The sequence below is a fragment of the Geodermatophilus sabuli genome (genome assembly GCF_010686765.1).
Classification (GTDB): Bacteria; Actinomycetota; Actinomycetes; order Mycobacteriales; family Geodermatophilaceae; genus Geodermatophilus; species Geodermatophilus sabuli_A.
In genome coordinates this window covers 97,426-111,607 of sequence record NZ_JAAGWF010000002.1, presented here as the reverse complement: position 1 = coordinate 111,607, position 14,182 = coordinate 97,426, and the positions used below count along the sequence as shown (strand labels likewise).

Here is a 14,182-nt window from a genome sequence, read left to right as displayed (position 1 = left end):
GCTGACGAAGGGAACGACCGACGTGGACCAGTTCGCCGGCCGGGTGGCCGTGGTCACCGGCGCGGGCAGCGGGATGGGCCGGGCCTTCGCCCTCCGCTTCGCCGCCGAGGGCATGCACGTGGTGGCCGCCGACATCCAGCAGGACGCGCTGGACCGCACCGTGGCCGAGCTGTCCGACGCCGGCACGCAGGCGCTCGGCGTCCGCACCGACGTCTCCGACCCCGCCGCGGTGACCGCGCTGGCCCGGGCCGCGACCGACCGCTTCGGCGCCGTCCACCTCCTGTGCAACAACGCTGGGGTCGAGGGCTACCTGGACGGCGCCATCTGGGAGGCCACCGACAAGGACTGGTCGTGGACCTTCGACGTGAACTACTGGAGCGTCGTCCACGGCATCCGGGCGTTCCTGCCGGGCATGCTGGCGCACGGGGAGCCGGCGCACGTGGTCAACACCTGCTCGATGACGTCGGTGGTGAGCGCGTCGAACATGTACGGGATCACCAAGCAGGCGGTGCTCGCCCTGACCGAGGTGCTGGCCTCGGACCTCGCCGCGCGGGGCGCCTCCGTCGGCGTCACCGCGCTCTGCCCGGGGATCATCGCGACCAACCTGTTCCACGGCAGCCGCAACCGGCCCGAGGACCTCCGCAACGAGGTCGAGACCGAGGGCGCCCGCGAGGGTGCGCAGCTGCGCGAGCAGATGCACGCGGCGCTGTCGGAGGGCATGCCGCCGTCGGAGGTGGCCGACCTGCTCGTCGACGCGGTGCGACGCGACGCCCGCTACCTGCTCACCGACCACGACTGGGACCACCTCGTGTCGGCGCGCACCGAGGCCATCCTGGCCGGCGCCGTCGGTGGGCCGGCCCGCCCCCTCCCGGGAGCCCGCCGGTAGTCCCCGGGGCTCAGCCGACGGCGACCGGGACCACGGGGACGGCGGGCGGAGCACCGGCGGCGAGCGTGCGGAGGACGCCGATGACGCTCTGCAGGTGCGCGCGCATGGCCTGCTCGGCCGCGTCGGCGTTCCCGGCGGCCACCGCCTCGATGACCGCGAGGTGCTCGCGCAGCCCCTGGCCCGGCCGGCCCGGCAGGAGGGCGACCTGGAACTGGTAGCGGACGCTCTGGAACCGCAGCCGGTCGAGGATCGCCGCCACCGTGTGCTGGGCGGCCAGCTCACGGATCCGCGCGTGCACCCGCTGGTTGGTGGCGCTGTAGCCCAGCACGTCGCCGGCCTCGACCGCCGCGGCCATGTCCCGGCCGATGGCCCGCAGGCCGGCGCGCTCGGCGCGGGTGGCGGCTCCGGCGGCCCGCGCCGCGCACAGGCCCTCGAGGGCCGCGCGCACCTCGGTGATCTCGATGGCCTCCTCGAGCGACACCGGGCGCACCGAGGCGCCGCGGTTGCGCTCCCGCGAGACCAGCCCCTCGTTGTCCAGCAGGACCAGGGCCTCGCGGACCGCGCCACGGGAGGTGCCGTACCGGCGCGCCAGGTCGTTCTCGACCAGCCGTTCGCCGGGGTGGAGCTCGCCGCGCACGATCGCGCCGCGCAGGGTGTCGAGGACGCTCACGGTCCCGGACAGGCGCTGGCCGCTCTGCTCGGTCACGGGCGGCCCTCTCGTCGTCGGACGTCGGTGCATTCTGGCACCGCGACCGCCGGCGGCGTGCTGACCGGCCTCTCGACGATCCGCGGCCCCCGCACCGGGCAGGGCGCGCGGCCGGGTCACCTCGCCGGGGAGAGACTCCCGGCGTGCCGCTCGCCGGCCGGATCGGGATCGCCGTCCCGGCCCTCCGCCGGCCGGCGTGGGTCGTAGGCGACCAGCGCGGGCAGGTTGGCGTGCAGCCGCCGGAGCAGCCCCAGCAGCTGCTCCACCTCGTCGGTGTCCAGCCCCGCCAGCAGCAGCCGCTCCCGCTGCAGGGCGACCGGCACCATGTCCTTGTGCAGCTGGGCGCCCCGCCCGGTGAGGTAGAGACGGCGGAACCCCGGCGTGGTCTCCACGGCCACCAGTCCCCGGTCCACCAGCGTCTTGACGCTGCGGCTGACCACCGACTTGTCCACGCGGAGCACGTTGCTGAGCACCTGCGCCGTGCAGCCGGGGTCCATGCCCAGGTGGGAGACCACCCGCCAGTCGTTGACCCCGATCCCGAACTCGCGCAGGTACACCTGGGAGGCCGACGAGGAGATCGCGTTGGCGATGACGGTGAGGTAGTAGGGCGCGTACCGGTCGCGGTCGATGCGCGGCGTGATCGGGCGGCGGCGCACGGGCCCGGCCGGCTCCGGCACCCCCGGGACGGCGCTCACGCGGGGTCCAGGGTGACCGGCACGCTGGCCCAGCCGCGCAGCGAGTTGTTCAGCTTCCGCCGGCCCGCACCGCGGAGCCGCAGCTCGCCGACCCGTTCGGCCAGCGACCGCAGCACCGCCTCGCCCTCCATGCGGGCCAGGTGCATGCCGATGCACTGGTGGATGCCCAGGCCCAGGTCCAGCTGGCCGTGCCCGCGCCGCTGGACGCGGAAGGCCAGGGGGTCGTCGTACTGCCGGGGGTCGGCGTTGGCCGCGGCCAGCAGCAGCATCACCTTCTGCCCCGCGGGGATGCCGGTGCCGGACACCACGACGTCCTGGGTCGTCGTCCGGAAGATGTTCTGCACCGGCGACTCGTAGCGCAGGACCTCCTCGAACGCGTGCCGGGCCAGCCCCGGGTCGGCGCGCAGCAGCTCCCACTCGGCGGGGTTGGCGGCCAGGCACTGGACGGCGGCGGCGATGCCGGTGACCGTCGAGTCCAGGCCGGCGCCGAGCAGCGAGCGGACCAGGACGGGTGCCTCCTGCTCGGTGACCGTGCCGTCGTCGGTGAGGGCCCAGACCGCCGCGCCCAGGCCGTCGTCGGACAGCTCCTCCCGGCGGCACTTCGCCAGCACCCACTCGGTCGCGGGGGCGGCCGCGGCCTGCGTCCGGCGGAACAGGTCGTTGAGCGGGCCGAAGCTGTTGAAGATGCCGTGGCCGTAGGGCAGCAGGTGTTCGCGCCCCTCCGCCGGGAGCCCGACGGCGTCCCCGAAGACCTCGACGACGTAGGGCTCGGCGAGGTCGGCCACGGCGTCGACGTCGCGCAGGGGCAGCAGCCGGTCCAGCAGCCCGTGCGCGGCGGCGTCGAGCCGGGGTCGCAGGCCGGCCAGCGCCTTGGGCAGGAGCAGCGGGTTGACCGCGCCCCGGTAGTGGGTGTGCTCCGGCGGATCGGTCTCGAGCAGCAGGCTCCGGGGGCGCCACGGCGGCTCGGTGCGGTAGTTCTGCAGCCCCGTGCCGGCGCCGGACTCGAACTCCGCCCAGTTGCGGAGGGCGGCCTTGACGTCGGCGTGCCGGGTGAGCACGTAGGCGCCGTAGCGGGTCAGCCGGACCACCGGGGCCTGCTCGCGCAGCGCCGTCTGCCACGGCACCGGGTCGGCGAGGCTCTCCTCGGAGAACGGGTCGAGGTCGCTGTCGGGCGCGGTGGCGACCACGTCGAGGTCGGGGATGCTCACGCGTGCACCGCCGGCCGGTGGAGCACGAAGCCCTCGTACCCGGCCTCGACCACCTCCGCGCACTTCTGTCGGTAGGCCGGCACCCCGCCCAGGTAGGGCATGAACACCCGCGGCTTGCCGGGCACGTTGGCCCCGACGAACCACGACGGCGCCTGCGGGTACAGCGTCGCCGCGGCCACGTCGTGCACGTGCTGCGCCCAGGCCGCCTCGGCGTCGGCGTCGGGCTCGATCGCCGCGACGCCGTGCTCGCGCAGGTACCGCAGGCACTCGGCGATCCAGTCGACGTGCTGCTCGATGGAGACGACGACGTTGCTGACCACCGAGGGGCTGCCCGGCCCGGTGATGGTGAACAGGTTCGGGAAGCCGGCGACCTGGAGGCCGAGGTAGCTGTGCGGCCCGCCGGCCCAGGCGTCGCGCAGGTGCACACCGTCCCGGCCGCGGATGTCCATCCGCAGCAGCGGGCCGGTGACGGCGTCGAAGCCGGTGGCCAGGACGAGGACGTCGAGCCCGAACTCCTCCTCGGTGGTCTGCACCCCCTCGGGGGTGACCGCCACCAGCGGCGTCCGCCGCAGGTCGACCAGCGTCACGTGCTCCTGGTTGAACGTGTCGTAGTACCCGGTGTCCAGGCAGATCCGCTTCGTGCCGAACGGGTACCCGCGCGGGGTCAGCGCCTCGGCGACGTCGGGGTCGCGGACGATCTCCCGGATCCGGCCGCGGACGAACTCCGCGGCGGTCTCGTTGGCGTCGAGGTCGGTGATGATGTCGGTGTAGGACGCCGGGATGCAGGCGAACAGCCCGGAGTCCCAGCACTGGGCGTACCGCGCGCTGCGCTCGTCGGGGTCGACCTCGAGGGCCGACCGGGTGCCGCGCTCGACGAGGATGCCGGTGCGGGCCTGCAGCACCGCCGCGCGGTGCTCGCGGTACCGGGCCTTCCAGTCCCGCTGGACGGCGGGGTCGAGCGGCGCGTTGTGGGCCGGGAGGCTGTAGTTGGGCGTGCGCTGGAAGACCGTCAGCGACGCCGCCTGCTCGGCGATCAGCGGGATCGACTGGATGCCCGACGAGCCGGTGCCGATGACGCCGACGCGCTTGCCGGCCAGGTCCACGCCGTCGGCCGGCCAGGCGCTGGTCGAGACCAGGGTGCCGGCGAAGGAGTCCAGGCCGCCGATCTCCGGCGGCTTCGGGGCCGACAGGCAGCCGGCCGCGGTGATGACGAAGGTGGCCCAGACCTCCTCCCCCGCGTCGGTGGTCACCGCCCAGCGGTTGGCCTCGTCGTCCCGGATGACGGACTCGACGCGGGTGCCGAGGGTGATGTCCCGGCGGAGGTCGTACCGGTCGGCGACGTGCTCGATGTAGCGCAGGATCTCCGGCTGCGTCGCGTAGCGCTCCGACCACTCCCACTCCTGCTCGAGCTGGGGGTCGAAGGAGTAGGAGTACTCCAGGCTCGGCACGTCGCACCGGGCACCGGGGTAGCGGTTCCAGTACCAGGTGCCGCCGACGCCGTCGCCGGCCTCGTAGACCCGGACGCTCAGGCCCAGGCCGCGGACGCGGTGCAGCATGTAGAGCCCGGCGAGGCCGGCGCCGACGATCACGACGTCGTACTCGGGGCGGTCGTCGGTGGGCACGGGGTCTCCTCGGTCCGGGAATCGGTGGGACGACGCGCGAGGGGCGGCCCGGGAGTCCGGGCCGCCCCTGCCGGCGTCTAGTCGTCCGGCGTCCAGACGACCTCGTCCAGGACCGGCTCCTCGGTCAGGATCCCGTACTTCACCGAGGCGTCGGCCAGACCCTGCAGCTCTTCTGGCTGGAGCGTCCCGTTGAACTGCGGCAGGCGCAGCGTCTCGATCAGCGCGGGGTCCAGCGTGGTGAAGTTGGGCAGCTGGGCGCGGATCTCGTCGGGGTTCTCCTGGGCGAACTCCTGGGACTCCGCGATGGCCTCCTGCAGCCGCGCGAAGAGGTCGGGGTCCTCGTTGATCGCCTGCTCCGTCGAGAAGTACGCCGACGACGCGATCTGCTCGCCGGGCGCCAGGTCGTCGTAGGGGTTGGCGATGACCCGGGCACCGGCGTCCTCGGCGATGCTGCAGAACGGCTCGGCGCAGACGAACGCGTCGATGTCGCCCGAGGACAGGGCGGTCACCTGGTCGGGGAAGGACAGCTCGACGAGCTGCACGCCCTCGGGGTCCCCGCCCGCGGCCTCGACCGACACCTTCAGCACGACCTCGGAGAGGTTGTTCAGCGTGTTGACGCCGACGCGGCGGCCGACGAGGTCCCCGGCGTCCTGGATGGCCGGGTCGATCACCATGATCGAGTTGATGCCGAAGTCCGGGTTACCCGTGCTCGACGCGGCGGGCGCGATGACCTGCAGCGGGAGGCCCTGCTCGCGGGCCTGCATCACCGAGATGACGTTGCTGAACGCGAACTGGTAGTCGCCGCTCACCACGGAGGGGACGAGGGCGGCCCCGCCCTGGCCCGTGTTGAAGTTCAGGGTGATCCCGCGGTCCTCGAAGAAGCCCTGCTCCTGGCCGAGGTAGAGCACGGCCACGTCGATGACCGGGATGACGCCGACCTCGACCGTGACCGGCTCGGCCGCGGCCGAACTCGACGAGCCGCTTGCGGCCGGTGTCTCGGGCTCGTCGCTGCCACCGCAGGCGGCCAGCACCAGGGAGACGCTCGCGGTGAGCACTACGGCCGCCGCCGGCTTGGACCTGCCGTGCCTGGGGTCGCGCATCATGCCTCGCTCTCGTGGGGTCCGCGCAGCTTCGCGGTGCGCACAACGTGGCGTGGGTCACTGCCCTTGTCAAGGGCAGAGTTGCGACCGCAACCGTGCTGAGTTCCGGACCGGATCCGGCCGCCACCGCGGCCTGGTGCGTGGACGCCGTCCGGAGGAGCCGCTTGACCGCGCCGTGACCAGCCGACAGGGTTGGGGACGCAACCGATCCGCTGGGCGCTCGCACCGCGGGGGACGGGCAGCGCCGGCAGGCGCGGACGGGAGGCACCGGGATGGGCGCGCAGGACGTCGTGGCGCAGGGGCGCGTGGCCGTGGTGACCGGCGCGGCCAGCGGGATCGGGCTGGGGCTGGCGCGCCGGTTCGCGGCCGAGGGCATGAAGGTGGTCATGGCCGACGTCGAGGCACCGGTCCTCCAGGCGGCCGCCGACGACCTCGCCCGGGACGGCGCCCAGGTGCTCCCGGTGGTCACCGACGTGGCCGACCGGGCGTCGGTCGAGGCCCTCCGCGACGCCGCGGTCGGGGAGTTCGGCGCGGTGCACCTGCTGTGCAACAACGCCGGGGTCGGCGGCTCGCAGGACCCGCTGTGGGAGGTGCCCCTGGGCGACCTGGAGTGGGTCTTCGGGGTCAACATGTGGGGCGTGCTGCACGGCGTCCGCGCCTTCCTGCCGGTGCTGCAGGAGCAGGACGCCGCGCACGTCGTCAACGTCAGCTCGGTGTTCGGCCTGTTCGCCGGGTCGCTGGGGGCCTACGGCGCCTCCAAGCACGCCGTCGTCGCGCTCTCGGAGTCCCTGCACTTCCAGCTCCGCGAGGCCGGCTCCCACGTCGGCGTCACCGTGCTGTGCCCCAGCGCCGTCCGCACCAACTTCGACGACTCGGCGCGGAACCGGCCGCCGGACGCCGGCCCGCCCGCCGACACGAGCGCCACCACCCGTGCGGCCCGGGACGATCTGCACGCCCGCTCGGCACCCCCGAAGGAGCCCGACGAGGTCGCCGGGCTCGTGGTGGACGCCATCCGGACGTCGCGGTTCTACGTGCTGACCAACGACGCCCGGGACACCGCGATCCGCCAGCGGGCGGAGGAGATCATCGCCGGGTCCCCGCCCACTCCCCCGCTGACCTGGTGAGCCGCGCGCTCACCCGCCGGTGGGCTCCCGGGACGACAGCCGCGCGAGCAGCGCGGGGACCAGCTCTGCCCCCGCGGTGCCGGCGGCGGCCCAGCCGGCCACGACGAGCCAGGCCAGCGGGTCCAGCGGGGTGCAGCCGAAGAACCGGCTGACGCCGGGGGTCTGGACGACGGCGACCAGCACCGCCAGCGACCCGGCGGCGGTGAGCAGCACCAGCGGGCTGCGGCGCCCGGCCCAGGCGGTCTGCCCGAGCTGGGTGGTGATCAGCGCGGCCAGGCCCATCGTCCCGGCCCGTCCGGCCGGGCCGGTCAGCCGGCCCGCGGCCCACGCGCCGGTGGCGCCGGCGGCGGTCGCCGCACCCCGGACCAGCACCATGCGGCGGACGGCGGCGGAGAAGCCCCGTTGCGGTCCGGCCCGCAGCACCGCCTCGAGCGGGTGACCGGCCAGCGGCCCGTCCGAGTCCTCCGCGACAGCCGCCCGGGGCGCCGCGACGGCGACCGCGAGTGCCGGGAACATGTCGGTGAGCAGGTTGACCAGCAGCAGCTGACGGGTCCCGAGCGGCGCCCGGCCACCGAACGCGGTGCCGAGGACGGTGAACGCCACCTCGCCGGCGTTGCCGCCGACCAGGATCGACACGGCGTCCTGGACCCGCAGCCACATCGCCCGGCCCTCGCCGACGGCGTCGACCAGCCGGGTGAGGTCCAGGTCGGTGAGCACCAGGTCCGCGGCGGCCCGTGCGGCCGGGGACTCGGCACCCGACACCCCGATCCCGACGTCGGCGAGCCGGATCGCGGCGGCGTCGTTGACCCCGTCCCCGGTCATCGCCAGGGTGGCGCCGGCCCGGCGGAGCGCGGCGACCAGCGCCACCTTCTGCTCCGGGGACAGCCGCGCGAACACCGTCCCCTCGCGCACCATCCGGGCCCGCTCGGCGTCGGTCGCCCGGGCGAACTGGGCGCCGGTGACCACGCGGTCGGCGTCGGGGAGGCCCGCCTGCCCGGCGATCGCACCGGCCGTCTCCGGGTGGTCACCGGTGGCGAGCACGACCCGGATCCCGGCGGCCCGCAGCTGCTCGACCGCCGCCACCGACGACTCGCGCAGGGTGTCGGCCAGACCCACCAGCCCGCGCAGCCGCAGGTCGCGGGCCGCCTCGTCCAGGTCGCCCGGCACCTCCGGGCCGAGGTCCCGGTCGGCCACGGCGAGCACCCGCAGGCCCGCACCGGCGAGCCGCTGCACCTCCGGGCGGAGGTCGGGGGCGCCGCTGCACCGGTCGAGGACCACCTCGGGGGCGCCCTTGACCACCAGCCGGCCGTCGCGCACCGCGGCGGAGAAGCCCCGCTCGGCGGCGAAGGGCACGCCCGCGTCCGGCTCGCCGTCCGGTGTCACCCCGCGCTCGTCGGCCGCCTCCACGACGGCGCGGTCGGTCTCGTGCGCCTGCGCGTCCCCGGTGGCGACGGCCGCGGCGGCCAGCCGCAGCACCGCCTCCTCGCCGCCGTCGCCGTCCTCGCCGTCCAGCGGGACCAGCCGGGCGACCCGCAGCCGGTTCTCCGTCAGGGTGCCGGTCTTGTCGAAGCAGACCGTGTCCACCCGGCCGAGCGCCTCGAGCACCCGGGCGCTGCGGACGACGGCTCCCCGGCGGGACAGCCGCCGGGCCGCGGCCTGCTGCGCCACCGTGGCGACCAGCGGCAGCCCCTCCGGCACCGCGGCGACCGCGACCGCGACGCCCGCGGCGACCGCCTCGCGCAGGGGCCGGCGCCACAGCACGCCGAGGGCCGTGACGGCGGCGCCGCCGGCGAGGGTGAGCGGGAGGACCGCCCGGGTGAGCTCACCGAGTCGGGCCTGCACGCCGGGCGGTGCGGTGGCCCGTCCCGCCGCCCGCGCGGCGCGGCCGGCCTGGGTCGCCGACCCGGTGGCGACGACGACGGCGCGCCCGCTGCCGGCGACCACGGTGGTGCCGTCGAAGAGCATGCCGGTCCGGTCGGCGACCTCCGCTCCCGGCGTGGCCGCGAGGGCCTTGGTCACGGGGACCGACTCGCCGGTCAGCTCCGACTCGTCGACCTCGAGGTCGGTGACCTCCAGCAGGCGGGCGTCCGCGGCCACGACGTCCCCCGCGCCCACGCGGACGACGTCTCCGAGGCGCAGCGCACTGCCGGGCACGTCCTCGGTGCCGCCGTCGGTCTCCCGGTGCGCGGTGACGTCCTGCTCCAGCAGCAGCGATTCCAGCGCCGTCTCCGCGCGCAGCCGCTGCAGCCCGCTGACGAGGGAGTTCATGACGGTGACGCCGGCCACCAGCAGCGCGTCGGTGTTCTCGCCCAGGGCGGCGGTGGCCGCGGCGCCGGTGGCCAGCACCGGGGTGAGGGGGTCGGCGAGCTCCGCGGCGACGGTGCGGGCGAAGCGCACCGGCAGCCGGACCGGCGTGGTGGCCGCCACGGCCGCGACGACCCGCGGGATGCGGCCGCGCGGGGCAGCCGACGTGTCGGGGAGGCCGGCCAGCCGGGAGAGCACGTCGTCGGGGTCGAGGGCGTGCCACGGCGTCTGCACCGAGGGGAACGGCTCGGGCCGCCGGGCCACCCGGACCGCCGTCCAGGCGCCGTCGGCCAGGGCCCAGGAGCTGGCCGTCTTGCCCGGGGCGGTGGCCTTGCGCTGTCCGTACCGCGCGCTGCCGACCGCGGCCAGCAGGCCACCCAGCACGTTGCCGGTGAGCGCGCTGGTCACCGACCGGCGGCTGACGGCCTGCGCCGGCAGGCTCGCCTCGACGACCCGGCAGGCGTCGGCCAGCCCCGGCCCGGTCACCAGATCGGCACCCCACGCCGGGGCGTGCCCGGCCAGGACGGGGGCCACCGCGACGTCGGCGGCCAGCAGCGCGGGCCCGTCGGTCGCGGTGACCACGAGGACGCTGCGCCCGTCGCCCTGCAGGCGGCGCACCGTGGCGGCCAGGGGCTCGTCCGGCGGCGTCACCTCGTCGGCGCTGCCGGCCACCTCGCGGGTGCCCACGTGCGGCGTGAGGACCAGCCGGTGCCCCGCGCCGGCGGCCGCGTCCAGCAGCGCCTCCGCGTACGGGTCCAGCTCGGGGGCGACCGTCACCACGCCCACCCGGCGGCGCCCCCGGAGCAGGCTGTGGACCGCGCCGCCGGGGGCGTCCGCCGCGGCGCGCGCGGGCCCCAGCCGCAGCCGTCCGGCCGCCCCGGCGCCGTCCCCCTCGGGCGCGGCGAGGAGCCGGGCGGCCGCGCTCCACACCGCGCCGTCGTCCCAGTCCTCGGCGGTGGCCCGCGCCTCGATCACCACCGGGGGTCCGGTGCACAGGGCGGCACCGTCGAGCACGACGGTGTCCACCCGGTCGAGCCGGCGGTAGGCCGAGCCGTCCATGGGCAGGACGCCCCGCCGGCACATCAGCAGGTCCAGCGTGGCGGCGAAGGACTCCCGCCCCAGCCCGGCGGCCTTGGGGCTCTGCGCCTTGAGCATGTCCGCCGAGCGCCCGGGACGGCCGGTCAGCGGCAGGAGGGCCAGCGACGCCGCCAGGGCGATCGGCTGCAGACGGGCCCGGTAGGACTCGACCGGGCCGGCCGGCAGCGGGACCGGCCGGGGTCCGGGCGGTTCCACCGGGCTGTCCGGGTCCTCGGGCTCGGGCAGGCACAGCTCCTGCTCGCGGCGCCGCCACACCTGCCGCCGGGCCCGCATCTCGACCGCCTGCTGCAGCGCGGCCGCGGCGTTGAGCGCCGGGATGGTGGGGCTCTGGGTGAGCGCGTGCAGGAGGGCGCTGGTCCCGCTGAACAGCAGGTCGGTGCCGATGACGCCGAGGCGCGACTCCAGCCCGTCGCGGACCCAGCGCTGGCTGTCCAGCAGCGCCATCGCCAGCGTGACGTGCCGGGAGACCGCGGGGACGGGGAGCACCCGGCCCAGGAGGGCGACGCCGACCGCCGCGGTGTCCACGGCGGCGGCGGCCACCGCGGCCAGCAGCGGCTCGAGGTCGGCGGGGTGGTCGGTGGCCTGCGGGAACACCTGCCGCCCGCCGCGCGCCTGCTCGATCGCGGTCACCGCGCCGACGACGTCCTCCACGCGGACGCGCCGGTCGTCGACGGCGACGAGCACCCGTCCGACGACGTCGTTGACGGTCGCCCACTGCACGCCCTCGAGCCGTTCCAGGTGCCGGCGCAGGGCCCGCCGCACCTCCGGCTGGTCCGCCGCCGACGGCGCGGCGACCTCGACCTGCACGTGCCCGGAGCCGGCCCAGACCCGGCGGGTGCGGCGGGCGGTGGGCGACTCGACCATGCCGCGGGCGGTGTCGGCCAGCGACCGCAGGTGGCCGTCGGGGATCGGGTCGGCGCCGGTCACCAGCGTGCCGACCGCGCGGGTGCCGGAGACCGCGGCGGTCCGGGCGAGGGACACCGAGCCGCCGGCGACCGCGGCGGTCGCTCCGGCCGCGGCGCGCGCGAGCCGGGCCCCGGCGCGGGCGGGCTCGGCCAGCAGACCCGCGGTGGCCACGGCGGGCACGGCCGCCATCGCCGCGCCGGCGGTGAGGAGACGGGTGGCCGTCCCCATCGCACTGCGCGCGGCGTCGATGCGGCGGAGCACGGCCATCGGCGTCCCTCGGGCAGGTTGCCCAGCGGAGGCTACGCCCGCGGAACCCGATCGGCCTCCTGGACGACGCTCGCCGCGTCGACGGGTGCGACGCCCGCCGCGTGTCGCCGGGCCAGCGCCTGGTAGATCGACGGATTGCCGTCGACCCAGCGCGCGGCGCCCTCGGTCAGCGGGCCGCGCACCCGGGCCGGCGAGCCGAGCGCCAGCACGCCCTCGGGGATCTCCGCCCCGGGCGGCACCAGGCTGTGGGCCCCGATCAAGGTCCGGCGTCCGATGCGGGCGCCGTCCTGGATCGTGCTGCCGTTGCCGATCAGGGCCTCGGCGCCGATCACCGCGCCGTGCACGACGCACTGGTGCCCGACCGTGGCACCCGGGCCGATCTCGGTGGGCGGGTCGTCGCCGCCGTGCAGCACCGAGTTGTCCTGCACGTTGGCCCCGGCGCGGACGACGATCGGGCCGAAGTCGGCCCGCAGGACAACGCCGTACCAGATCGACGCGCCCTCCTCCACGACGACGTCCCCGACCAGCGTGGCGGTCGGTGCGATCCAGGCCCCGGGGTGCACCTGCGGGGCGCGGCCTTCGAAGGAGAACAGCGGCACGGGCCGGAGCGTAGGCGGCCCGCGTCGCCGGGCAGGTCGCCGGCCTGCCACCGGCGGGACGGCGGTCAGCGCAGCGGGAACGAGTGGTGCTCGTGCGCGACCACCCACCGGCCACCCTCCCGGCGCAGCCCGAGGGTCAGCCGGAGCCGCCCGCCGGGGCGCTCGGCCAGCTCCTCAGGGGTGCCGCAGCGCAGCAGCGCGTGCGCCCAGGCCACGTCGGCGCCGGCGGTGACCGACAGCTCCACGATGTCGAACACCGCCCCCGACCGCTGCCACTCGAAGAACGGCGGCCACACCTCGCGGTAGGCGTCGATGCCGCGGACGCCGTCCTCCGGCGGCGGGACGTCGAACATCACGATGTCCTCGGCGTGGTCGGCCAGGACCTCCGGCAGGTCGCCGGCGTGCACGGCGGCCGCCCAGCGGCTGACCAGGTCGCGGATCTGCCGATCGTCGTCGCTCATGACGGGTCCGACCGGCGTCCGGCCGCGGACTCATCGGCGGGCCGGTGCGGTCGCTCCCCGGGGACGTCGGGGACGTCGGGGTCCTCGCCCACGAGCTCGTAGCGGTGCCCGTAGGTGTCGATGACCGCCTCGATCGCGGCGACCACCGGGATGGACACCAGCGCCCCCATGGGCCCGAACAGACCCGCACCGACGATCACCGCGCCGAAGGCGACCGCGGGGTGGATCGCCACGGTCCGTGCGGTGACCCGGGGAGCGAGCAGGTAGTTCTCGACCTGCTGGTACACCACGCCGAACACCACGACCCAGAGGGCGTCGATCGGCTGGCCCGACAGCGCGATGAGCGCCGGGACCGCGATCGCCAGGTACGTGCCGATGGTCGGGATGAACTGGGAGATGACGCCGGTCCACAGCGCCAGGGGCAGCCAGTACGGGACGTCCAGCAGCAGGAGGAACAGCCCGGTCGCCACCGAGCTGATCGCGGCCAGGACGAGCCGGGAGACGACGTAGCCACCGGTCTTGGCGACCGTGATCGCCCAGACCGTGGTGATGAACCGCTGCTGCCGGGGCGGGAAGCGCCGGGCGACCGTGGCGCGCAGCGCCGGTCCCTCCGCGGACATGTAGAAGGCGAACAGCAGGAAGGTGAGCACCTGGAAGACCAGCCCGACCAGGGTGGTGACGATGCCGACCACTCCCGGGGTGAGGTCGGAGACGATCTGCTGGATCCGCGCCGGGGTGAGCTGCAGCGACGCGACGACGTCACCCGGGTCGAGCGCGGTGCCGAACGTCGAGTTGGCCCAGGTCACCACGTCCTGGACGACGTCGGGCAACGCCGTGAACAACGACGTCAGCTGCTCCACCAGCAGTGAGCCGAACGCCGCGACGAAGCCGGCCAGCACGGCGACGAGGGCGGACAGCACGATTCCGGTGGCCGCACCGCGCCGCAGCCCGAGGCGCTCGAGCCGGCCCACCAGCGGCTCGACGCTGATCGAGAACAGCCACGCCAGGAACAACAGACCGAGGAAGCCGCGCAGGTTGGTGAACGCCCACACCGCCACCTGGTAGCCGGCGACGGCGACCAGGGCGAACACCACGCCACGGCGCAGCCACGACGGCGGCTGGGTGAGCCAGCCCGACTCGTCGGTGCTCCGCTCGCGCAGGCGCCCGGCCACCGGGGCCGCGGCGGGCCGGTTCCCGTCCACGCGC

General features: G+C 75.9%; 11 protein-coding genes. 2 read left to right on the top strand and 9 right to left on the bottom strand.

Annotation, left to right across the window (positions count from 1 at the left end; translation table 11 throughout):
- Positions 1-22 precede the first annotated feature (22 nt).
- Positions 23-886: an SDR family NAD(P)-dependent oxidoreductase gene (locus GCU56_RS00700; protein ID WP_163479581.1), complete on the top strand. Its 864-nt coding sequence runs from the start codon at positions 23-25 to the stop codon at positions 884-886.
- Between the two features lie 10 nt (positions 887-896).
- Here GCU56_RS00700 and GCU56_RS00695 read toward each other — a convergent pair whose 3' ends face one another.
- The 5 genes from GCU56_RS00695 to GCU56_RS00675 all read right to left on the bottom strand — a co-directional run bounded on the left by GCU56_RS00695 (position 897) and on the right by GCU56_RS00675 (position 6,172).
- Positions 897-1,592, bottom strand: coding sequence for a GntR family transcriptional regulator (locus tag GCU56_RS00695; protein WP_345771562.1), 696 nt, complete (start codon positions 1,590-1,592; stop codon positions 897-899).
- Positions 1,593-1,708: 116 nt separating this feature from the next.
- The gene (locus tag GCU56_RS00690; RefSeq protein WP_163479579.1) at positions 1,709-2,287 is read right to left on the bottom strand and encodes a MarR family transcriptional regulator; all 579 of its coding nucleotides are present in this window, start codon (positions 2,285-2,287) and stop codon (positions 1,709-1,711) included.
- The gene (locus tag GCU56_RS24930; RefSeq protein ID WP_345771561.1) at positions 2,284-3,495 is read right to left on the bottom strand and encodes a cytochrome P450; all 1,212 of its coding nucleotides are present in this window, start codon (positions 3,493-3,495) and stop codon (positions 2,284-2,286) included. The genes GCU56_RS00690 and GCU56_RS24930 overlap by 4 nt, the downstream gene beginning before the upstream one ends.
- Positions 3,492-5,117 carry a flavin-containing monooxygenase gene (locus GCU56_RS00680; protein WP_345771560.1) on the bottom strand — a complete coding sequence of 542 codons (1,626 nt, stop codon included), beginning with the start codon at positions 5,115-5,117 and terminating at the stop codon, positions 3,492-3,494. Before GCU56_RS00680 ends, GCU56_RS24930 begins: the two co-directional genes overlap by 4 nt.
- A gap of 77 nt (positions 5,118-5,194) precedes the next feature.
- Positions 5,195-6,172, bottom strand: a complete 978-nt coding sequence (locus GCU56_RS00675; protein ID WP_163479578.1) for an ABC transporter substrate-binding protein — start codon at positions 6,170-6,172, stop codon at positions 5,195-5,197.
- Between the two features lie 317 nt (positions 6,173-6,489).
- Between GCU56_RS00675 and GCU56_RS00670 the strand changes: the two genes are divergently transcribed.
- Entirely contained in the window at positions 6,490-7,341 is an 852-nt protein-coding gene (locus tag GCU56_RS00670; protein ID WP_163479577.1) for an SDR family NAD(P)-dependent oxidoreductase, read from the top strand.
- 9 nt (positions 7,342-7,350) lie between these two features.
- On the opposite strand, the gene GCU56_RS00665 is transcribed toward GCU56_RS00670, so the two are convergent.
- The 4 genes from GCU56_RS00665 to GCU56_RS00650 form a co-directional block, all read right to left on the bottom strand.
- Complete coding sequence (locus GCU56_RS00665; RefSeq protein WP_163479576.1) at positions 7,351-11,916, bottom strand: cation-translocating P-type ATPase; 4,566 nt, start codon at positions 11,914-11,916, stop codon at positions 7,351-7,353.
- Between the two features lie 32 nt (positions 11,917-11,948).
- A complete protein-coding gene (locus tag GCU56_RS00660; protein WP_163479575.1) occupies positions 11,949-12,515 on the bottom strand; it encodes a gamma carbonic anhydrase family protein in 567 nt (188 codons plus the stop codon).
- Between the two features lie 65 nt (positions 12,516-12,580).
- On the bottom strand, positions 12,581-12,976 hold the full coding sequence (locus GCU56_RS00655; RefSeq protein WP_163479574.1) for a YybH family protein: 396 nt from the start codon (positions 12,974-12,976) through the stop codon (positions 12,581-12,583).
- The gene (locus GCU56_RS00650) at positions 12,973-14,178 is read right to left on the bottom strand and encodes an AI-2E family transporter (protein WP_345771559.1); all 1,206 of its coding nucleotides are present in this window, start codon (positions 14,176-14,178) and stop codon (positions 12,973-12,975) included. Before GCU56_RS00650 ends, GCU56_RS00655 begins: the two co-directional genes overlap by 4 nt.
- Positions 14,179-14,182 lie beyond the last annotated feature (4 nt).

Excerpts from the sequence above, each read along its gene's own strand:
- GCU56_RS00670 (WP_163479577.1), top strand. The coding sequence starts at position 6,490 with ATGGGCGCGCAGGACGTCGTGGCGCAGGGGCGCGTGGCCGTGGTGACC.
- GCU56_RS00665 (WP_163479576.1), bottom strand. The coding sequence starts at position 11,916 with ATGGCCGTGCTCCGCCGCATCGACGCCGCGCGCAGTGCGATGGGGACG.
- GCU56_RS00655 (WP_163479574.1), bottom strand. The coding sequence starts at position 12,976 with ATGAGCGACGACGATCGGCAGATCCGCGACCTGGTCAGCCGCTGGGCG.